Below are 20297 nucleotides of genomic sequence, written 5' to 3' on the forward strand. Positions count from 1 at the left end.
TGCGACGCGACGACCAACGATCTCCGCTCTCCCACGGAGATCACTTTGTCTCATCGGCGGTGCACCGGCAAGCACTTCGACGATACTGTGCGCCATGGCTCGGATCGTTCTGGTGCACGGCATCGCCCAGGAACAGAAGTCCGCGGACACCCTCGAGGCGGAATGGCTGCCGAGTCTCGCCGGCGGGATCCGGCTCGCGGGCGATCCCGCGCTGGCCGACGCCCTGTGGCGCGACGCCCGGCCCGGCGATGCGCGGATGGCCTTTTACGGCGACCTCTTCCTCCGCGACGGGCAGCAAGGCGGCATGGACGAACTGACCGCCGACGAGTGGTGGCTCGCCGAAGCGCTGGCGGCGGAATGGCTCCGGAACGCGGCTTCACGGTCTTCGCGCGAAAGCGAGCGGAACCTGGCGCGGGCCGATCTGGCCCACCTCGGCGGTGCGTCCGAGGAGTACCAAGGTGTGCGCGCGGCGGCCCGCCCGGTGCTGAACGCGCTGGTCCGGCTGCGGCCGTTCGCGAGGCTCGGGGTGGCGTTCGCCGAACGCGTGGTGGTCAAGGCGCTCAAGCAGGTCACGCTGTACCTCACCGACGAGACGATCAGGAAACGCGTCCAGGACCGCGTCGCCGAGCACATCGGGCCGGAGACCGAGGCGATCATCGGGCATTCGCTCGGTTCCGTCGTCGCCTACGAAGCCGCCCATCTGCACGGCCGTCCGCTGCCTTTGCTGCTCACCCTTGGCTCGCCGCTGGGCCTGCGCACGGTGGTCTACGAGCGAACCCGCCCGCAGCCACCGTCCGTCCCGCCCGGTGTCGCGCGCTGGGTGAACCTGGCCGACCGGGACGATCTCGTCGCCGCGAAGCCGGACCTCGGCGAGATGTTCCCCGGCGCGGACGGCGTCCTCGACAGCGGCTACACGGTCGACAACGGGGCGAAACCGCATGAGGCGGCGTTCTACCTGGCCAAACGCCGGACCGGCGAAGTCCTTTCCGCGGCACTGGGCTAGACGCTGACCGCCCTGACCTCCGCGGGCTGCCAGCCCGGCGGGCCGAACACGTAGCCGAGTTTGTCCCGCCAAGACCCGGCCGCGCGGACGTCGCGCAGGATCGACCCGTACTCGTGGAAGCCGACCTTGAGCAGGTTGTGGGACTCGACGTTCTTGGTCAGCCCGTAGGTCGGCCGCTTGCCCTCGGGTACGAAACTGCCGAACAGCCGGTCCCAGATGATCAGGATGCCGCCGTAGTTCGCGTCCAGGTACTCCTTGTCGCTGCCGTGGTGCACACGATGGTGTGAAGGCGTGTTGAACACGTACTCGAACCAGCGCGGCAGCTTCCGGATCTTCTCGGTGTGCACGAAGAACTGGTAGACGAGGTCGATCGACAGACCGGTCAGGATCATCCACGGCGGGATGCCGGCGAAGGCCAGGATCGACCAGAACGGCAGCTGGAAGTACGGGGTCCACTTCTGCCGCAGCGCCGTGGAGAAGTTGTAGTGCTCACTCGAATGGTGGACCTGGTGGCCCGCCCACATGATCCGGACGCGATGGCTCGCCCGGTGGTAGGCGTAGAAGACGATCTCCTGGCCCAGCAGCATGAGGACCCAGGTCCACCAGTCGTGCGGGCTGAACTTCACCGGCGCCAGTTCGTAGAGCGCGGCGAAGACGAACAGCATCGCGATGCGGAAGACGCCGTTGATCACGACCGCCACCGCGCCCATGGACATGCTGGTCCTGGTGTCCTTGACGCTGTAGCCGATGACGTTGTCGTCGTGGCCCAGCACGTGCAGCGCGAGGATCTCGATCGCGACGAACAGCAGGAACACCGGTGTCGCCATCAGTACCGGGTCACTCAGATGGACAAGGAAATCCGCCACCGCACCGCACCTCTTCCCGTCTCGCCGTCGAGATCTGACCTTGAGGTAACTTACCCTAGGGTCATTTACCTCAGGGTAAGATAACCGCCGTGACAGAAGCAAGGGCCGTCGGCACGAAGGGCATGCCCCGCGAAGAGCGGGAGACGCTGATCGTGCGCGCCGGGACGGAGGAGTTCGGCAAGAACGGGTACGCCGGGGCGTCGATGGTGGAGATCGCCCGCCGGGTCGGTGTCACGAAACCCTTGCTGTACCAGTACTTCGGTTCGAAGGACGGGCTGTATCTCGCATGCCTGCACCGGGCGGGGGACAGGCTGACCGAAGGGGTCGCCGAGACGATGGCGGCGGAGGGCGAGCCGCCCGAGCGGATGCCGCTCGCGGTGCTCTCGGCCATCTTCCAGACGTTCGACAACGACCGGTACGCGTGGAAGCTGCTTCGCGACCCAACGGTGCCCTCGACCGGCGAGATCGCCGGCGTCGCCGTCGACTACCGGTTCCGGCTCGACGGGTTCGCGCTGATCGGCGCCGCCCAGCTGATGCACTCGCGTGGCCTGGACGACGAACGCGACATCGAGGCGATCGCCCAGGTGTGGACCGGGGTGGTCGACTCCCTGATCAGCTGGTGGATCGACCAGCCGGATCAGGACGCCGCGGCGATGACCGAGCGGTGTTCGCGGATCATGCGGAACCTGTTCGGCTGGTGAGCGCCGTGGCCGCGGCCTCGCAGTCGGCGAAGGCGAGCGGCGGGCGGTCGTCGAGCGGGAACCAGGCGTACTCGGAATTCTCTTCCGACAGCACGATTTCCGCGTCCGGCGGGAGTTCGCAGGTGAAGGCGAGCCCGATCGTCTTCAGGCCGGTGTCACCGTAGATCGACGAGTACGATCCGGCGAACCGGAGGTTCACGAGTTCGCAGCCGATCTCTTCGAGCCCTTCGCGGACCAGGTTCTCCTCGGCGCTCTCGGCTCCGGAAAGGAATCCGCCGACGGTGTCCCAGCTGCCCTTCCGGGGCTCGTGTGCCCGGCGCAGCAACAGCATCCGGTCGCCGTCGAGGATGAGCCCGACCGTGGTCGGCAGCGGGTTGTCGTATTTGGTGAAGCCGCAAGCGGGGCACTCGACATGGGCTTCCTCGCCGTCGCCGGCGAGCCGTGTCCGGTCGCCGCAGCGAGGGCAGAACGTCCAGTCCTTCACCGGTCGAAGCCTAGGGCCGGTACCGAGGAAAACGCCACCCCGCCCGGAAACCGGACGAGGTGGCGTTCCTCCAGCTCGCACTGGATACGGTCGGGGTGCCCGGCGCCGCTCCGGACACCCCGGCCGTGCTTCAGGACGCGGCGTTGGAGTTGCCGCGCAGTTTGACGTTGGCCGTCGAGGCGTTCTTGATCGCCGTCTCGATCTGCGCCATCGTCGAGGACGAGGTCAGGCCCGGCACCGTCGCCGTGTTCAGCGCGTAGAGCGTGAACGTGTAGGGATGACTGGAGCCGCCGGGACACGGGCCGAAGTACTTCTGCGAGTTCGCCCCGCTGCCCATGGCCTTCTGCTTGGCGCCGTTCTGGTTCGGCACGGTGAAGCCCGAGCCCAGCCCCTCCGGGAGTGACGCCGCGGAAGCCGGGACGTCCCAGATCGCCCAGTGCAGTTTGTTGCCGTTGTTGGCCACGTCGGCGAAGACGACGGCGTACCCCTTGGCGTTCGTGGTCCCGGCACCCCACGCCAGCGGCGGGGAGGTGTCCTGGCCCGCGGTGCCGTCACCCGCACAGGTGTACTTGTTCGGAATGGACGCGTTGTCGGCGAACGCGGAACTGGCCAGCTTGAACGCTCCCGGCTGCGAGGAACCGGGGAACTTCAGGCGCACCACCACGTTGTCGATCCCGCTCGGCGTGCCGCCGTTCTTGTCCGCGTTGGTCGAGGTGACCCACAGGCCGCCGTCCGGGGTCTTGGTGACCGAACGGAGCCTGCCCCAGCGGCCGGAGAACAGCGACTGCACCGAGCCGACGCCGTTGCCTGCCGCGTTGATCTGGGTGGCGAAGAGCTGCTCGCTGGTGACGGCCGCGACGTAGACCCAGTCGTTGACGATCTCGATCCCGCTCGGCCCGCCGGAACTGGTCGGCCAGGTCTTCTTCGGCGCGACAGTGCCTCCGCAGCTGCCGTCGGTGCCTTCGCACTGGGGCCAGCCGAAGTTGCCGCCCTTCTGGATCAGGTTGAGCTCGTCCAGCTTGCCGTCGCCGAACTCCGATGCCCACAGCTGACCGCGGGAATCCCAGGCGAGGCCCTGCGGGTTGCGGTGCCCGAAGCTCCAGACGTACCGGGCGTTCCCGCCGGTGGAGAAGAACGGGTTGTCGCTCGGGGGCGAACCGTCGGGGTTGACCCGCAGGATCTTCCCGTTGAGCGATCCCTTGTTCTGCGCGGTGTCCTTGTTCTGCCCGTCGCCCGCGGTCACGTAGAGCTTGCCGTCCGGGCCGAAGCGGATCCGCCCGCCGTTGTGGTAACGGTTCTTGGCGATCCCGGTGAGCACCGGCGTCGAGGTCGAGGACAGCGTCCCGTTGTCGTAGGTCATCTTCACGATCCGGTTGTCGCCGGAAGCCGTGTGGTACAGGTAGATCGCGTGGTCGGTGGCGTAGTTCGGCGAGATCGCGATGCCGAGCAGGCCGCCCTCGCCGTTGGTGCCGACGGCGCCGGGAACCTTGCCCACGGTGGTCTTCTGGCCCGAAGGCGTGATCCGCAGGATCTCGAAGCGGTCCCGTTCGGTCGCCAGCGCCGTGCCGTCCGGCAGGAAGTCGACGGACCAGGCGAGGTCGACCTTCGTGATGTCCTTGTCGTACTCGGGAATCCCGCCGCCCGCGTTGCCGCTCGTCTTCGCGGTCAGCGCGTTGCTCGCGGCGGAAGCGTTGCCGTCGAGGTCACGCGCTTTGACCGTGAACGTGTATGACGTGTTCGCCGTCAGCCCCGTGATCGTCGCTTCGAGCGAAGGCGTCGTCGCGACCTTCGTCGTGCCCTGGTAGACGTCGTAGCCCGCGATCGTGCCGCTGTTGTCCGTGGAAGCGTTCCACGCCAAGGAAACACTGTTCGCGGTCACCGACGTCGAGCGCAGGTTGCCCGGCACGGTCGGCGGGGTGGTGTCCCCGCTGGACGGTGTCGTGAACTGCACGACATTGCTTTGCTGCGAAGGGTTTCCGGCCGCGTCGAAGGCGCCGACCGAGATGTCGTAGGCCGTGTTCGGCTGCAGGTTGTCGACGGTTGTGGTGAGCGTGGTCCCGTCGACGGTCTTGAGCACGTTACCGCCGCGCATGACGTCGTAGCGGACCACGCCGACGTTGTCGGTCGCGGCTTCCCAGGTGAAGGTGGCGCTGCGGGCCTTGACGTCCTTGGCTGCCAGGTTCTTCGGCGGTGTCGGCGCTTCGGCGTCGACCACTCCGCTCGCGGTGAGCTTGTCCGCGTTGGGGCCGCCTTCCGCGGTCGTCGCGGTGGTGCGGATCTTGTTGGCCCCGGCCGTCAGCGCGACGTCTTTGGTAACGGTCTTCCAGGTGGTCCACGCGCCGGTGCCAGGGAAGGAAAGCGTCCCGGCGGAACTGCCGTTGACGCTCAGCGAAACCGGCCTGTCGACAGTGGTTCCGTTGGCATAGCGGAAAGTCAGCGTCTGGGTTCCGGCCTGCGCGGCGTTCACCGTGTACTCGACATAGCTGCCGACGACGTTGTCGAAGTTCACGAACCCGGTGCCGGAATAGCCCGCGTGGTTCTTCTCGACGGCGCCTTGGGAGATCGTCGCGGCTTCGGATTCGTGCTCGGTCGGTGCCGCGCCGGCGGGCGGAGCCGGCAGGACGGCGAAGGTCATCGCCGTCGCGGCGGCACACGTGAGAAACGCGCGCCACGGTGGTCGGGGTGCCACTGGAGCCTCCATGCGTGAAGTCGGGTCGGGAGGGTGCAACGGCGGACCGGGCGGAACCCGGCGGGGGAGTGGGAGTTTTAGTTAGGAAACTTTCCTATCTATGGGTCAGATCACACACCAGTGGGTGCTTCGTGTCAATAGTCGACGAAGACACTCACGGAACGTGATGCCCGGCGTCGCGGTCAGCGGGACGGAGACACCTTATGAATGCGTTTAGTCCTCTGGATGCGGTAGTTGCACACGCAAGTACCGCATCCAGAGGACTAAATGAGGGGAAGGGCAACGTGGTGTGGTCTCGAGCGGGTGGCACGAGCCCTGCTCTCGCCCTTGTCTGCCTTCAAGTACGTGATGGCCTCTTTCATTGCGTCTAGCGCAGTGAAGGGGTCCTTCACGTACTGACGGGGAGGAGACCTTCACGCGCAGCCGCTGTGACTGCTGAATTCTGGGCCACCGGTGTCTACGTGTGTCCGTGAAGGTCTCCTTCACTACCTTGAGCGTAGGGAAGGAGACCTTCACGGACATGCCTCACGGGACAGGTCGCCCTACCCCTCACTAAACGCGAAGAAGGAAAGCAAGTCAGCCGGCGATGTCCGCCCGCGCGATCACCTTCACGATTTTGGCCCGCACCAAGGACTCCTCGGGGACCGCGTTGCGCTTGCCGTAGGCCTCGGCCTTGTCTTCGCCCATGTACCGGCCACCGAGCCTGGTCGCCCATTCGAGCATCTCTTCGTAGTCGGTGTGCAATTCCGCCTCGGCGGTGAACTGCACGTACGAGTAAGGCGGCTTCTGATCGTCGACGGCCAGCGAGAGCCGAGGGTCGCGCCGCAGCGCCTTCCCCTTGAGCGTGTCCGTGCCGGTGGTGAAGATCAGCTCGTCCCCGTGGGGCCCCTCGTTCAGCAGGAACCAGACCGGCGTCACGATCGGCGCCCCGTTGGCGCGGACCAGCCCGAGCATGCCCGTGCGGGTGCCCTCGCTCGCGAAGTCCCACCATTCGTCCCGGCTCATTTCACGCATGAACCAGACGCTACCGGGGCGTGCGGTGGTGGGCAGCCCCGGTCACCCGGGGGTGGACGCTGCCCGGACCCCCGGTCGCCGGGCAGCGTCCAGACCCGGCTACCGGCAGCTGAGCCGGGTGATCTTGACGACCTCGTCGTCGTGGACGCGGTGCCAGGTGCCCGACGCGTACGCCGCCCCGCCGTCGTAGTCCTCACCGCCCCACCGGTTGACGATCGTGCGCAGATGCGCTGTGCAGCCCACCGGGATCCGGACGCCGTCGATGTCGGTGCGCGGGCCGGTGCGCCCGCCCGCGCTCAGCGGCGTGGTGTCGGTGTAGATCTGGCCGTTGAAGTTCTTGGACACCGTGACGACGCGCGAGGTGTCGTTGAAGACCCCGCCGCACCAGTTCACGACCGGGGTGCAGTTGCCCTCTTCCGACGCCGAAGCCGGCGTCCAACCCACGCCCGAGACGAGCAAAGCGGCGGCAGCGGCCACCGGAACGAGTGAACGTTTCATGGTGAATTCCTCCCTGATCGGTTGTCCGACACCTCTACGACAGCAGCCGAAAGGGCCGCCTGGCAGGGAAAACGGTGTCGCGCCGTGTCCCGGTTTGTCCCGCGACACCGTGGCCGGATGCGTCAGAATGGTGGTGGGGAGGGGGTGGACCATGTCCACTGCGGGGAATGACGGCGTCGTCACGGCGAAGGCCTTCGGCGCGCAACTGCGCGAGGTGCGCGGGAAACTCACCCAGGAATGCGTCGCCAAACGGTCGGTGCTCGGCCAGGACGCGCTGACCCGGCAACGGGTGTCCAACATCGAGAACGGTCTGCTGCCGACAGCCGGACAGCTGCGCTGCTATCTGCGAGGGTGCGGGGAGCCCGAACTGTTCGAGCGTTTCGACCGGATTCGAAGCGAGGTGGCGGCGAGTCCGCCGGACGGGCCGCGTGCCCGGGCGTGGCGAAGACGCGCGATCCGGGTGGGCTCGGCGGTGGCCGCCGTGCTCGCCGCCGCTTCCGTCGTGCTCGTGCTGTCCACGGACGGCTCCGGCCCGGTTCCGGCGGCCGTCGTCGCTCCGGAGTGCGTGGAAGGCTTTCTCTGTTTCTGGCCGGAACCCGGCTACGGCGGGGCCAAGGTGCAACTCCCGCCCGACTGGGCCGGGGACGGCCGCCAGTGTGTCCCGCTGCCCTTCCCCGCGAGGTCGATGGCGAACCGCAGCGCGGAACGGCACTGGGGCTACGCCGGGCGGGACTGCGCCGGTGGCGACCGGACGATCCTGCAGCATCGCGGGGGTGCCGAGCCCTCGATCCTGATCCAGTCCTACATCCACACCTGAGCTCCGCCCGGTCACCCGTGCGGGGTGTCGGGGGTGCCGACTAGCCTGGCCTGCTGTGCGAGACGACGAGCTGACCGGGATGGGGCTGGCCGACGAGGGGCTGACCCGCCGCCTCAAGGCGCTGGCCTGCACCGCGCCCTTGCACGACCTCGACGCGCGCAAGGCGAAGCTGGACTGGGCGGACGCCACGATCTACCAGATGGCCGAGATCGCGCTGCACACGATCGACCAGGTCACCGTGTCGATGGACTTCGACACCGGTGCCGACCACGAACAGGTGATCGTGCGCCTGCTGCCGTTCGTGGCGCTCCAGGCGCCGGGCCGGACGCCGGACGAGCACGCCAAGGTCGCGCGCTGGGTGCTCGACAACCTGATCAACGTCGGCACCACCGATCGCGGGTTCCGGCGCGTCTACGGCTCCATCGGCCCGGGCGGCGGCTACCAGCGGCGGCAGTTCGACTTCAAGCTGCTCGTCGAGCTGGCCGCGCCCAACGGAGAGGTCTACCTGCGTGCCACCGACGAGGCGATCAACGTGCTCGTCGGCGCGCTGGACACCGACGTCGAATCCGCCCAGATCGCGGCCGAGGTCAAACTGGAGAACCTGATCAACCGCGGCCGTCTCGCCGACGCGAAGCTCGCCGCCGAACAGGCCCGCTACCGCACCGTCCAGTACGGCGAGACGCTGCGCGCCAAACTCGACGCCACCCGGCGCGACGTGCGCGCGGTCGACTGGGAGCGCGAGGTCCCGGACCTGCTCGACCAGGCGCTGTCCCATATCGAGTCCCGCTTCCGCGCCGAGAACGCGATCCTCAAGAACATCACCGCGTCCCGCGACGAGACCGAGGACCTCGACCGCAAACGCCGGGCCGCCGAGCTCGTCGACATCGTCGGCGACTGCATCCGCCGCCACACCCGGCTCCAGTCGCGGCTCGCCGACGCCGGGGCGGTGTTCCGCGCGGAGCAGGATCGCCAGCAGTTCTCCGGCCCGCCGCAGCGCGCGACGATCGACCTGTTCGGCCAGCTCCTGATGCCGACGCTGGGCCTGCCGATCGCCGACGCCGTCGCGCCCGCCGAGTCGTTCTTCCACGCCGGAGCCGGGATCTCCCCGCCGACGGTGCCGTCGCTGTCCTCGCTGGTTTCGCTGCTGCTGCGGCCGGCGCCGGAGCGAGACCAGCTCGTCGGCGAGATCCCCGAACCCGAGCTGATGCCCGCCGACGTCACCGACCGTTTCGGCGACGAGCAGTGGCGCCTCGCCGACGACCTGCTCGACCTGCCCGAGGTGCCGCGAAGGCTGTCCGGGCTGCTCGAAGAGGCCCGCCTGATCGATCCGAGGCTGCCCGCCCTGGTCGCGTTGCGGGCGGTGCACGCCTACAGTCCCGAGGTCGGCGCGGCGCTGCGGCTGGGGGAGCGCCAGGTGCTGCTGGCCGTCGACGACGGCACTTTGCTCGAAGACCCCGAGTTCGGCGGAGCGGATCTGCTGCTTTCGTCGGCCAGGGTCGATCGTGATGACCAGGAAGAGGAGGACGTCGCGTGACGACATCAGGGGACGTCGAATCCGCGGCCCGGCTCGTCTCGTTCGGGATGCGCCCGAAGCAGTTGCCGTCGAGGGACGTCGTCTACGGCGATCTCGTCCGGCGCTACGGCGAGGACAGCGCGTTCAAACAGCTCACGCACGCGGTGGCGGCCGGGCTCGGGCTGATGGTGCTGGAGGTCAACCTGCAGGCCGGTGCCGTGCTGGCGGCGACCGACGAGTCCGTCTTCGAGATCAAGATGGACAGCTACGCGCGGCAGAGCAAGATCCGCGAGCGCCGCGAGACCGAGAAGGTCCTGCACGGCCTCGTGCACCTGGCCACCGCCGCGCTGGGCTACCCGCGCCCGGACGACCTCGCCAACGACACCTACATCGGCCGCGTCAGTGTCGAGCAGGTGGACGCGATGGTGCGCGAGGCTTGCCGGATCCTCGACGAGCGCGCGGCGCAGGCCGAGGCGAACAACGATCCGCTGGCCGACGCGCCCGAACTCGAACAGGCTTGGCGGGCCTACGCCCGGCGTCCGGCGGCGGCGGCGACCAAGGACGGCAGGCTGGCGTCGGACACCACCCGCGGCATGGTCGCGCGCGCCCTGCGCTTCCTCGCGGATCAGGGTTTTCTCGTCCAGGTCAGCGGGGAACAGGGCGGGACCTACCGCACCACACCGCGCTATCAGGTGCAGGTGCGCGAACTCGCCGCCGACGCGGCCTTCGACGATCTGCTCGAGCTGAACGTGGTCTCGGTCGCCAACGGCGGCGGGACGTTGCGCGCGGCCGCTTCGGACACGCTCTAAGGGGACGGAAGAGATGTACGAGCTTTCGCGGGTTCGCCTGCACTCGGTGGGCCCGGCGGGCGCGCGGTACCAGGACGTCGTGCTGGACTTCAGCGGCGTCGGCGCGGCCATCACCGCACCCAAACAGGACGCGCTGTTCAGCGCCGGGATCCACCTGGCGGGGGAGGGGCCGCCGCGGCGCCCGTCACCGGCGAGCGTGCTGTTCCTGGAGAACGGTGGCGGCAAATCCGTCCTGATCAAGCTGATCTTCTCGGTCATGCTGCCCGGCCGCCGCCAGGTCGTCGGCACGACGAACACCAAGGTGCTGGAGAAGTTCGTCGCCGCCAAGGACGTCTCGCACGTGGCCCTGGAATGGCTGCAGGTCGAGACCGGCCACCGGGTGATCACCGGCAAGGTGTCGGAATGGCGCGGGCACGTGGTGTCGGCGGATTCGGAGAACCTCGTCGACTCCTGGTACTGCTTCCGTCCCACGCCTTCGCTCGATCTGGACTCCCTGCCGCTGACCTCGGACGGCAGGCTGCTGACGATGTCCGGTTTCCACGACCAGCTCGACAAGGTGCACGGCGGCGAGTCGGAACTCGAGCTGTTCTGGACCCGGCGCCACCACGAGTGGACGTCCCGGCTCGACGGCCTCGGTCTCGACACCGAACTCTTCCGGTACCAGCGCGCGATGAACGCCGGCGAGGGCGAGGCGGCGGACGCCTTCGCGTTCAGCACCGACGAGGCGTTCGTCGAGTTCCTGCTGCGGGCGGTGCTTTCCGAGGACGAGCCGAAGGATCTCGCCGAAGTCGTCGCGACCTACGCGCACAACCTCGCCCAGCGCGGGGACCTCTTGTCGGAGCGGGACTTCGTCGCCGGAGCACTCGACCTGCTCGCGCCGCTGGCCGAAGAGGAAGGCGTCGCCGCCGCGTCACGGAAGCTCGCCGACGCGGCGCGCGCCGAGATGCGCGCGCTGGCCGGTCAGGTCGCCGCTCGCGACAAGCTGGAGAACGAGCGGCTCAGCGGGCTCGACCAGCACGTCGACGAGGTGAAGTCCGCCGAGAAACTGGCCGAGGGCGATCACCGCCGTCTCACCGCCGGGGTCACCGAACTCCGGCGCCTGGTCGGGAAACTGCGGCTGGACGAGGCCCAGGAGAGCAAGAAGCGGATCGACGGCGAACTGGCCGAGGCCAAGACCGCGGCCGAGGCATGGCGTGAATGCGCCACTGTGCTGAACCATCTCAACGCCGCCCGCAAGGCCCGCGATTTCCGTGAACTGGTGGGGAATCGCGAGCAGAAGGCGCAGCCGGCGTTGCAGGCGCGCAACACCGCGGCGGCCGCGCTCGCCCGAGGGCTGCTGGCGCTGGCCAAGAACGCGACCGAGCAGGCCGCGAAGGCCGAGGCCCATGTCGGTGCCTTGCGCGCCGAAGCGGAGAAGGCCCAATCCGAACGTGACGAGTCGGCCAACCTCGCCGCCTCACACCGCGCGGAAGCCCGTGGGCTGGGCGCGCGGATCGCGGAGATCCGTGAGGAGATCGCGGAAACCGTCCGCGCGGGCGCGCTCAAGGCCGGCGCCGACGTGTCCGAAGCGGCCCGCGCGGCCCGGACCGAGGCCGAGACGACCGCCGCCGAACTCGTCCGCCGCGAACAGGAACTCGAACGCGTGGCCGAGGATCTGCGTGCCGCGCAGGTCACCGTCAACGACGCGCACCGGCTGGCGGGATCCACCGACGACAGGCTGGAACGCGCGGCCGACGAACTCGACAGGGCGAACCGGCGCACCGACGCGCTCGCCGTCGAGCCCCGGCTGACCGAACTCCTCGGCGCGGACGACGTCGTGCTGGAGACGGATCTTCCGGTGCTGCTGGAGCGGCTTCGCGAGGCGGGTTCGACAGCGGAGAAGGAACAGACCGCGCTGCGGATGGAGGAATCCGTCGACGAGCGTGCGCTGAACGCGCTCGGCTCCGGCGGTCTCCTGCCCGCCCCCGAAGAGGTCCAGGCCGCGTTGGACGCGCTGGAAGCCGCCGGGATGAACGCGTGGTCGGGCTGGCGCTATCTGTCCACTTTGGACAAGAAGCGGCGGGCGGCCGTGCTGGCCCGCGCGCCTCAGCTGGTCTCGGGGATCCTCCTGAACGAACCGGAGCAGGTCCGGCTCGCCGAGAAGGTGCTGGCGGAGCGGCGTTTGCTGCCCACCACGATCATCCCGGTCGCCACGACCGAGGCCACCACGGCCGACCGGCTGCCGGGTGAGGCGGGCATCGAGTTCCTCGTCCCGCCCAATCCGGCGATGTACGACGAGGAAGCCGCCGACGCCGAGCGCGAGGCCATCGCGCTCCGGCACGCGGAACGGCAGCGCCGTCTCGAAGCACTGGCGACGTCGCTGACCGACGACAGCGCGCTGTCCTGGAAACTCAAGACCTGGCGCGAGGACTACCCGCCCGGCAGCATCGCGACGCTGGCCGAGCAGCTGCAGAGCGCGCGCACCGCGCACGAGACCGCGCGGACCGCGTTGGAGCAGGCGGAAAAGGAGTTCCAGCGCCTCGGGGAGAAGGCGACGGCGCTGCGGGAGCGGGTTCCCGAACTGCGCACGGCGTCGGCCGAGGCGGGGGAGCGGGCTCGCGGCCTGGAGGCGCTCGCAGCGCGTGCCACGAAGATTCCCGAGTGGACGGACGACGTCGAACGCGCCACGGAGACCGCCGAGCGGGCCGAGGCGACGGCGTCCGAAGCCGCGGTGAAGGCTTCCCGGCTGCGTGAGCAGGCCGGTGAGGAGCAACGCACCGCCGACGGGCACCGGCGCACCGCGACGACCGCGAAGTCGGAACTGGCCGAGGTGCCGGGATCGAGCGACGTCACCGAGGACGACCCCACACCCGCGGAGCCGGTGGACGCGCTGCGGCGCACTTTCGCGTCCGCGTCCGAGGCGTACTCGAAGGTCGAGGTCGGCAGTGACCTCCGGGCCGAGCTCGATCAGGCGGAGAGTGTCGAGGCGTCCGCGAGGGCGGCCGTCGAGGCGCTGGACGACGCCGTCCGCGAGCGGGCCCTGACGTTGCTGGAGACGCCCGACGGTTCCGACGCTTCGGCGCGGGCGGCCGCGCAGGCACGGGCGAACCGGGCGGTCGCGGTGCTGGAGGACGAGCGCACCGAGATCGTCGGCCTCGTCGCGACCCGCAAGGCGGAACTGAGTCAGCTCCCGGAACAGCCGTCAGCGCTCGCCGCGATCTCCTCCGACGCGCGGCCCCAGGACATCGAGCACGGTCTGGCGCTGATCGACGACGCCAGCCTCGAAGTGTCCGCCGCCGCGCGGAAATGGGAGGAACTGCAGGAACGCCGAGCCGCGGCCGAAGCGACGCTGGAATCGGCGAAGACGTCCGCGTCCGGTTTCGGCCTGCTGGCCGAGTCGATGGCGCATCTGCTGTCCAAAGAGGACGACGCGACGGTCTTCGACGGCGACGTCGAATCCGCGCGGACCAAGCATTCCCGGCTCAACACCGCGCTCACCGACGCGCAGGACGCCGCCGACGCGGGCGACCGCCGGGTGCGGGCCGCGGCCGATCAGCTTGCGCAGTACGCCACGGACAAGCGGTTCGAAAAGCTCAGCACCCCGGTGCGGCAGCAGGTGATCTCGGTCCGCCGCGATCAGCTGCCCGCCCACGCCGCGGAATGGGCGGAGGCGTTGCGACCGCGGTTGCGCACGCTGACCGACGATCTCGCGCAGATCGACAGGCACCGCGGCGGCATCATCACCCGCCTGCAGGGCATGGTCGACGGCGCGCTGCGCACACTCCGCGCGGCACAACGGGTTTCGCGGCTGCCGGACGGACTCGGCGACTGGTCGGGCCAGGAGTTCCTGCGGATCCGCTTCACCGAACTCGAAGAGAACGTGCTCGCCGAGAAGCTGGGCGAGGTCGTCGACGAGGCCGCGGTGGGGAAGACCTCCGACGGCCGGGACGTCAAGCGGGACGGGCTCTCGCTCGTGCTGCGCGGTGTGCAGGCCGCCGCTCCCAAGGGGTTCCGGGTCGACATGCTGAAACCGGACTCGGTGCTGCGGACCGAACGGCAGCGGGTTTCGGAGATCCGGGACGTGTTCTCCGGCGGACAGCAGCTGACCGCGGCGATCATCCTGTACTGCACCCTGGCGGCGCTGCGGGCGAACAACCGCGGCAAGGCACGCAACCGGCACTCCGGCGTGCTGTTCCTCGACAACCCCATCGGCCGTGCTTCGGCGGGCTACCTGCTGGAGTTGCAGCGTGCCGTCGCGGAGGCGCTGGGCGTCCAGCTGATCTACACGACCGGCCTGTTCGACGCCGGAGCGCTGAGCGAGTTCCCGCTGATCGTGCGGCTGCGCAACGACGCGGACCTGCGGGCGGGCCGCAAGTACCTGTCCGTCGACGCGACGATCCGGAACGCGACCGACGAACTCGGGGATCCGGACGGCGTCGCGCGGCTCTCGGCGACGCGGCTGTTCACGCGGCCGTCCGACGAGCCGGAGCAGGAGGAAGAGCCGGCCTGACAGGGTGTGGCACGCAGTGGCACCCTGGGGCACACCCTGCTAGAGTGTGCTCATGAGCGTTCAGCATGAGATCTCTCAGCGTGATCTCCGGAACCGATCCGGCGAGATCATGGACGCGGTCGAGCACGGGGAGACCTTCACCGTGACCCGTAGCGGCTCGCCCATCGCCCAGCTGGTCCCGCTGTGTCGTCGTCATGCCGTCTCCCGTGACCAGTTCGCCACCGGTTCGGCCAACGCTCCGCTCATCGACCCGGACAGGTTCCGCGCGGACCTCGACGACGCTTTCGCGGGGGAGGCGGACGATCCCTATGGCCGCTGAGGTCCACGGCCTGCTCGACACGAACATCCTCATTCTCCGGCGGACGATCGACCACGCTCAGCTGCCGGACCTGATGTCGATCAGCACGATCACGCTCGCCGAACTGTCCGCGGGTCCGCATTACGCCGAGGATCCGGCCGAACGGGCCCGGCGCACGGATCTGCTGCAACGGGTGGAGTCGGAGTTCGATCCGCTGCCGTTCGGCACCGAGGCGGCCCGGATCTTCGGCCGGGTTTCGGCGTCCGTGCTCGCCATGGGCAGGACACCTCGGCGCCGCGTGGCCGACCTGATGATCGCCAGCGTGGCCATCGCGCACCGGATGCCGCTCTACACCACCGACCCGCAGGATTTCGAAGGTCTGAAAGAACTTCTCGACGTCGTTCCGGTCACCCGGCCGGCCTGAGCTGCTTACCGGGACCGTCGTGCGGGACCGAGAGATCCTCTGCGAGGAAGCGCAAACGTCGCGCAGGGCGAGGGGTGTGTGGAAATAGGGACATTGAACGTCCCTGTTTCCACACACCCCCGTCGGATCTGGTGGTCACCGGGACCGTCGTGCGGGACCGTGTGGATTTTGGGACATCTGACGTCCCTGTTTCCACACGGTCCGGCAGGGCAGGTCACCTGCGCCACGCCCGAACCTCGTCCCGGTCACCCGGCCGGTACCGCCCGGGCGCGAGCCGAGGTCCGGTACTGCCCGGGCGCCTGGTCGCGGGCACGCCGGAACGCCCGGCTGAACGCGTACACCGACGTGTAGCCGACAGAACGGGCGATGCTGTCCACCGTCTCGCCGGTGTCGCGGAGCCGGACCGCGGCCAGGTCCATCCGCCACTGCGTCAGGTAGTCGCCGGGAGTCCGGCCGGTCGTTTCGCGGAACCGGCGGGTCAGCGTGCTGCGCGAGGTCGCCAGCTCCGTCGCGAGCAGATCGGTCGTCCACGGTTTCGCCGGGGCCTCGTGGATCTTGGCCAAGGCCACGCTGATCAGCGGATCGCCGAGGACGCCGAGCCAGGTTCCCCGCGCCTCGGCGGGCTTCTCCGTGCGCCACACGCGCAACAGCTGGACAAGGAGGATGTCGACGAGCCGGTTGAGGACGAACTCGGTGGCGATCTGCGGCCGGGCCAGCTCCCGTGACAGCAGGCGGACGGTGTCGTCCAGCCCGCCGTCGAGATGGTTCGCGCGAAGGTGCACCAGGTCCGGCAACGTGGCGAGCACCTGGATGGAGACCGCCGGGTCGTAGTCGTAGGACGCGCCGAGGATGTGGGTCTGCACGTCGCCGGAGCCGAGGCGCAGCACCCCGCCGCACTTCCGCGCCCTCTCCGCCGCCGTGCAGAGCTGGGGAAGAACAGGCGCGTCCGGAGCGCTGCGCAGGGTGTGCTCCGGCCCGTTCGGCAGCAGGACGACGTCACCGGGCATGAGCTGCCGCGGCGGCTGACCCGCCACGTCCAGCCAAGCCGTCCCGCAGGTGACGGCGTAGAAAGCGGCGCCGGCGATGCGATGCCAGAGGATGCCCCACGGCCCGGACGCCTCGATCCGGGCCCCGGCGGCGCCCCGGACGCCGCCGACGGCGAGCGTTTCGGCCAGGAGGTCCATATCGCCGATGATAGTGCTACAGATGGATATTCCTGTGGTGATTTCAGGCATCGATAAGGTCACCGGATGCGCCATACGATCGGACGCATGGCAGAAACGACCGAGTTCGATTTCGACGGGATCAACCGCACCGTGATCGCCGAGTTCCGGGAAAAGGGCGGCAAGGCGGGCGGCATGTTCGAGGGTTACCCGCTCGTCCTCGTCCACCACACCGGCGCGAAGTCCGGCACCGAGCGGATCGCGCCGCTCGTCCCGCTCCTGGAGGACGACCGCATCTACATCTTCGCCAGCAAGGGCGGCGCCGACGACAACCCGGCCTGGTTCCACAACCTGGTGGCCAACCCGGACACCAAGGTCGAGCTCGGCACCGAAACCTTCCCGGTCCGCGCGCGGGTGCTCACCGGCTCCGAGCGCGACGACGTCTACGCCAGGCAGTCCGCCGTCATGCCGCAGTTCGCCGAGTACCAGAGCAAGACCAGCCGGGTCATCCCGGTGTTCGAGCTGGAACGGGTCTAGCGACCAGAAGGCGTCGAGCAAGCGCCTTCACCGGCGGCTCAGTCACCGCGGCCGGTGAAGGCGAGCGACGTCCCGAGCCCGATCATCATCAACCCGCCCGTGCCGCCCACCATCCGCAACCGCCGCGGCGACCGGGCGAACCAGGCGCGCGCCGTGCCGGCGGCGAGCGCCCACGCGGTGTCGGAGATCAGCGCGATCACCGGCAGGCAGAGCCCGAGCAGCAGCATCTGCACGGGGACCGAGCCTGCCGAGGCGTCCACGAACTGCGGCAGGATCGCGGCGAGGAAGACGATCGACTTGGGGTTGGCGAAGCCGACCACGAGTCCGTCGCGCAGGACGGCGAGCGTGCGGCCCGGGACGGCCGAGGCTTCGCTCGCGAAGACGTCGGTGAGTGTGCGGCGTTTCCGGAACGCCTGGACGCCGAGATAGACCAGGTACAGGGCACCCGCCAGCTTGATCACGGTGAACGCCGTCGCCGACCCGGTCACGACGGCGCCGAGTCCGAACGCGACCGCCAGCACCTGCAGGTAGACGCCCACCGCGTTCCCCGCGACGGTGAGCAGCGCGTCCCGCCTGCCGACGGTGAGCGCGCGGCTGATGGTGAACAGCACGCTCGGACCCGGCACGACGACCATCAGGAAGGTGAGGGCGGCGAAGGCCGCGAATTGCCCGGCGGTGACCATGCCCCGAGGCTACGGTTTCCGGTGGTGATGAAAAAAGGGAAACGCGTCCGGAGGATGCCGTGCGCTCTCTAGCATCCTCGGCATGCCTTCGGAACCGCCGCGAGCCGGCGAGGGAATCCCCGACCTCACCCCCTTCGCCCGGGCGGCCGTCCGCCTGCACCCCCGGGCGGGTACACCCACCGCGCGCGACAGCCATATCGGCGGACCGTTGCTGTGGCCCGTCGACGAGCCTTGGCCGCACTGTCCCGACACCGCGCGGAACGAGGCGGCGCCGGGCGTGATCCACACCCCGGCGGCCGGGCTGGAGGCGGCGCACCCCGACGACAAGGCGATGCCGCTGGCGGGCGCGGCGCAGTTCTTCCGGCGCGACTTCCCGAAACTGCCGTTTCCCGACGGCACCGACCTGCTGCAGGTGCTGTTCTGCCCGGATCCCCACGATGGCCCCGGTTACTGGGGGCCGGGTGTCCAGGTGATCTGGCGGAATTCCAGCGGGGTGACCGATCTGCTCGAGAGCCCGCCTGAGCCGTTCCAGACCGACCACTACGAGTACCTGCCCACGGTGCCGTGCTCGTTCGCGCCGTGCGAGTTCGTCGACCATCCGCATCCCTCGGAGCTGCCTGCCGAGGTCAACGCGACGCTGCCCTTCACGAACGAACGGGGTGAGTTCGTCGACGACGAAGCCGAAGACGCGTGGCCTCCGCTGGCCACCGGCTCCAAGCTCGGCGGGCTGACCTTCTGGTGGACGTCCAGCTCCGACGGGTTCCCGCTGACCTGCCCGGACTGCGATGCCGGCCTCGAACTCCTGCTGGCCTTCGAATCCACGGAAAGCCAGGACGACGATTGCCCCTGCGACCAGCCGGACGACGGACCCGGCTGGGAACTGGCGGCTTCGTCGGTCAACGTCCTCGTCTGCGGTGCCGACGCGACGCACGCGATCAGGCCGCACGCGGACTGATCCGGAGTTCTGTCGGGGCCCGGTGGTAGAACCGATCCGTGACACCCAAGATCGACGTCCGGCAGCGCCGCGCCCGCCTCGCCACCCGCCACCACCTGGCCACACCCGCCCCGTCGGTGCACGCCGCGGCGGACGCGGTCGTCGCGCTGCACGCCACCGACCCGGCGACGGTCCACCTTTCGGCGTGGGCGCGGGTCAAGGGCGAGGGTGTCGCGGAACTGGAGAACGCGCTCTACGAGGAGCGCGCGCTGGTGCGGATGCTCGGCATGCGCCGCACGGTCTTCGTGGTCGGGCGGGAGAACGCGGCGCTGGTCCAGGCGGCGTGCTCGGCGGACATCGCCAAGAAGCAGCGCCGCCTGCTCGAACAGCATCTCGGCACACAGGGGCATCCGGAGAACGTGCCCGAGCCGGAACGCTGGCTGGCCGAGGTCGAGGACGCGACAGAGCTCGCGTTGAAGGCCCGCGGTTCCGCGACGGCGCAGCAGCTGTCCGAGGACGAGCCGCGTCTGAGGCAGCAACTCATGATGTCGAAAGGGAAGCCGTACGAGGCGATCGCCAACGTCACCAGCCGGGTCCTGTTCCAGCTGGCGGTCGACGGCCGCATCGTGCGCGGGCGCCCGCGCGGGAGCTGGATCAGCAGCCAGCACTACTGGGCCCCGATGGCCGACTGGCTGCCCCAGGGCATCACCGGATGGGACGCCGACGAGGCCAGGGCCGAGCTCGCCCGCAAGTGGCTCCACGCCTACGGTCCGGCGCCGATAGCGGACCTGCGGTGGTGGATGGGCTGGACGGTCGGGCAGACGAAGAAGGCTCTTGCGGCCGTTCAGCCGATCGAGGTCGACCTCGACGGCGTTCCCGGCGTGGTGCTCGCCGACGACCTGGAGCCGGTCGCGGAGCCCGGGCCTTGGGTCGCGCTGCTCCCGTCTCTCGATCCGACGGCGATGGGATGGATCGAGCGGGACTGGTACCTCGGCCCGCATCGCGTGCCGCTGTTCGACGGCACCGGCAACATCGGGCCCACCGTCTGGGCCGACGGCCGGATCGTCGGTGGCTGGGCACAGCGCCGGGACGGTGAAGTCGTCTTCCACCTCCTGGAGGACGTCGGCGCGGACGTCGAACGGGCCGTCGAGGCGGAGGCGAACCACCTGGCCGGGTGGTTCGGGGAGGTGCGAGTCACGCCACGGATGCGCACGCCGCTGGAGCGACGGCTAGCACAACAAAGCTGAGAGTTTTCGACAGAGCTCCTGGTGGCGAACCACTTAATCGATTCTTGACCTGACCCACCGAGTGGTGGAAGTCTCGTCAGGGCAAAGAGGGTCGCCCGAGCACGCACGCTAGGGTTGCGCCCGAGTAA

Annotated in this window: 18 protein-coding genes; 11 read left to right on the forward strand and 7 right to left on the reverse strand. The window is 69.3% G+C overall.

The genetic code is table 11. From position 1 onward, the window contains the following. The first annotated feature begins 94 nt into the window (after positions 1-94). Positions 95-1003, forward strand: coding sequence for a hypothetical protein (locus tag HDA45_RS35890; protein ID WP_184902988.1), 909 nt, complete (start codon positions 95-97; stop codon positions 1001-1003). Here HDA45_RS35890 and HDA45_RS35895 read toward each other — a convergent pair. Further along, positions 1000-1869 (reverse strand): sterol desaturase family protein, encoded by an 870-nt coding sequence (locus HDA45_RS35895; protein WP_184902990.1) that lies wholly within the window; start codon positions 1867-1869, stop codon positions 1000-1002. The genes HDA45_RS35890 and HDA45_RS35895 overlap by 4 nt on opposite strands. Before the next feature lie 89 nt (positions 1870-1958). Between HDA45_RS35895 and HDA45_RS35900 the strand changes: the two genes are divergently transcribed. Continuing rightward, on the forward strand, positions 1959-2570 hold the full coding sequence (locus HDA45_RS35900; protein ID WP_343072219.1) for a TetR/AcrR family transcriptional regulator: 612 nt from the start codon (positions 1959-1961) through the stop codon (positions 2568-2570). Here the strand turns inward: HDA45_RS35900 and HDA45_RS35905 are convergent. The 4 genes from HDA45_RS35905 to HDA45_RS35920 form a co-directional block, all read right to left on the reverse strand. Then, the gene (locus tag HDA45_RS35905; RefSeq protein WP_184902992.1) at positions 2545-3054 is read right to left on the reverse strand and encodes an NUDIX domain-containing protein; all 510 of its coding nucleotides are present in this window, start codon (positions 3052-3054) and stop codon (positions 2545-2547) included. The two genes, HDA45_RS35900 and HDA45_RS35905, sit on opposite strands and share 26 nt — an antisense overlap. A 130-nt stretch (positions 3055-3184) precedes the next feature. Further along, positions 3185-5689 (reverse strand): PQQ-dependent sugar dehydrogenase, encoded by a 2505-nt coding sequence (locus tag HDA45_RS35910; protein ID WP_184906382.1) that lies wholly within the window; start codon positions 5687-5689, stop codon positions 3185-3187. Positions 5690-6319: 630 nt separating this feature from the next. Further along, entirely contained in the window at positions 6320-6757 is a 438-nt protein-coding gene (locus HDA45_RS35915) for a PPOX class F420-dependent oxidoreductase (RefSeq protein WP_184902994.1), read from the reverse strand. 99 nt (positions 6758-6856) lie between these two features. Next, the gene (locus HDA45_RS35920) at positions 6857-7255 is read right to left on the reverse strand and encodes a hypothetical protein (protein WP_184902996.1); all 399 of its coding nucleotides are present in this window, start codon (positions 7253-7255) and stop codon (positions 6857-6859) included. A gap of 151 nt (positions 7256-7406) precedes the next feature. Here HDA45_RS35920 and HDA45_RS35925 point away from each other — a divergent pair, with 151 nt between their 5' ends. The 6 genes from HDA45_RS35925 to HDA45_RS35950 all read left to right on the forward strand — a co-directional run bounded on the left by HDA45_RS35925 (position 7407) and on the right by HDA45_RS35950 (position 15605). Next, positions 7407-8072 carry a peptidase inhibitor family I36 protein gene (locus tag HDA45_RS35925; protein WP_184902998.1) on the forward strand — a complete coding sequence of 222 codons (666 nt, stop codon included), beginning with the start codon at positions 7407-7409 and terminating at the stop codon, positions 8070-8072. 79 nt (positions 8073-8151) lie between these two features. Next, on the forward strand, positions 8152-9606 hold the full coding sequence (locus HDA45_RS35930; protein WP_184906386.1) for a hypothetical protein: 1455 nt from the start codon (positions 8152-8154) through the stop codon (positions 9604-9606). A 47-nt stretch (positions 9607-9653) separates the two neighbouring features. Next, positions 9654-10394 (forward strand): hypothetical protein, encoded by a 741-nt coding sequence (locus tag HDA45_RS35935; RefSeq protein WP_184906384.1) that lies wholly within the window; start codon positions 9654-9656, stop codon positions 10392-10394. 13 nt (positions 10395-10407) lie between these two features. Then, positions 10408-14883, forward strand: a complete 4476-nt coding sequence (locus tag HDA45_RS35940) for a coiled-coil domain-containing protein (protein ID WP_184903000.1) — start codon at positions 10408-10410, stop codon at positions 14881-14883. 52 nt (positions 14884-14935) lie between these two features. Continuing rightward, positions 14936-15202: a type II toxin-antitoxin system Phd/YefM family antitoxin gene (locus HDA45_RS35945; protein ID WP_184903002.1), complete on the forward strand. Its 267-nt coding sequence runs from the start codon at positions 14936-14938 to the stop codon at positions 15200-15202. Further along, positions 15192-15605, forward strand: a complete 414-nt coding sequence (locus HDA45_RS35950; RefSeq protein ID WP_184903004.1) for a type II toxin-antitoxin system VapC family toxin — start codon at positions 15192-15194, stop codon at positions 15603-15605. The genes HDA45_RS35945 and HDA45_RS35950 overlap by 11 nt, the downstream gene beginning before the upstream one ends. 245 nt (positions 15606-15850) lie before the next feature. Here HDA45_RS35950 and HDA45_RS35955 read toward each other — a convergent pair whose 3' ends face one another. Then, positions 15851-16789 (reverse strand): AraC family transcriptional regulator, encoded by a 939-nt coding sequence (locus HDA45_RS35955; RefSeq protein WP_184903006.1) that lies wholly within the window; start codon positions 16787-16789, stop codon positions 15851-15853. A gap of 87 nt (positions 16790-16876) precedes the next feature. Between HDA45_RS35955 and HDA45_RS35960 the strand changes: the two genes are divergently transcribed. Then, positions 16877-17305: a nitroreductase family deazaflavin-dependent oxidoreductase gene (locus HDA45_RS35960; protein ID WP_246480897.1), complete on the forward strand. Its 429-nt coding sequence runs from the start codon at positions 16877-16879 to the stop codon at positions 17303-17305. 38 nt (positions 17306-17343) lie between these two features. On the opposite strand, the gene HDA45_RS35965 is transcribed toward HDA45_RS35960, so the two are convergent. Next, positions 17344-17988, reverse strand: coding sequence for a LysE family translocator (locus tag HDA45_RS35965; RefSeq protein ID WP_184903010.1), 645 nt, complete (start codon positions 17986-17988; stop codon positions 17344-17346). 82 nt (positions 17989-18070) lie between these two features. On the opposite strand from HDA45_RS35965, the gene HDA45_RS35970 reads away from it, so the two are divergent. Together HDA45_RS35970 and HDA45_RS35975 are read left to right on the forward strand one after the other, a co-directional pair. Beyond that, positions 18071-18943 carry a hypothetical protein gene (locus HDA45_RS35970; protein ID WP_184903012.1) on the forward strand — a complete coding sequence of 291 codons (873 nt, stop codon included), beginning with the start codon at positions 18071-18073 and terminating at the stop codon, positions 18941-18943. 38 nt (positions 18944-18981) lie between these two features. Continuing rightward, positions 18982-20169 carry a DNA glycosylase AlkZ-like family protein gene (locus tag HDA45_RS35975; RefSeq protein WP_184903014.1) on the forward strand — a complete coding sequence of 396 codons (1188 nt, stop codon included), beginning with the start codon at positions 18982-18984 and terminating at the stop codon, positions 20167-20169. The last annotated feature ends 128 nt before the right edge of the window (positions 20170-20297 follow it).

It is taken from the genome of Amycolatopsis umgeniensis (assembly GCF_014205155.1).
Taxonomy (GTDB): Bacteria; Actinomycetota; Actinomycetes; order Mycobacteriales; family Pseudonocardiaceae; genus Amycolatopsis; species Amycolatopsis umgeniensis.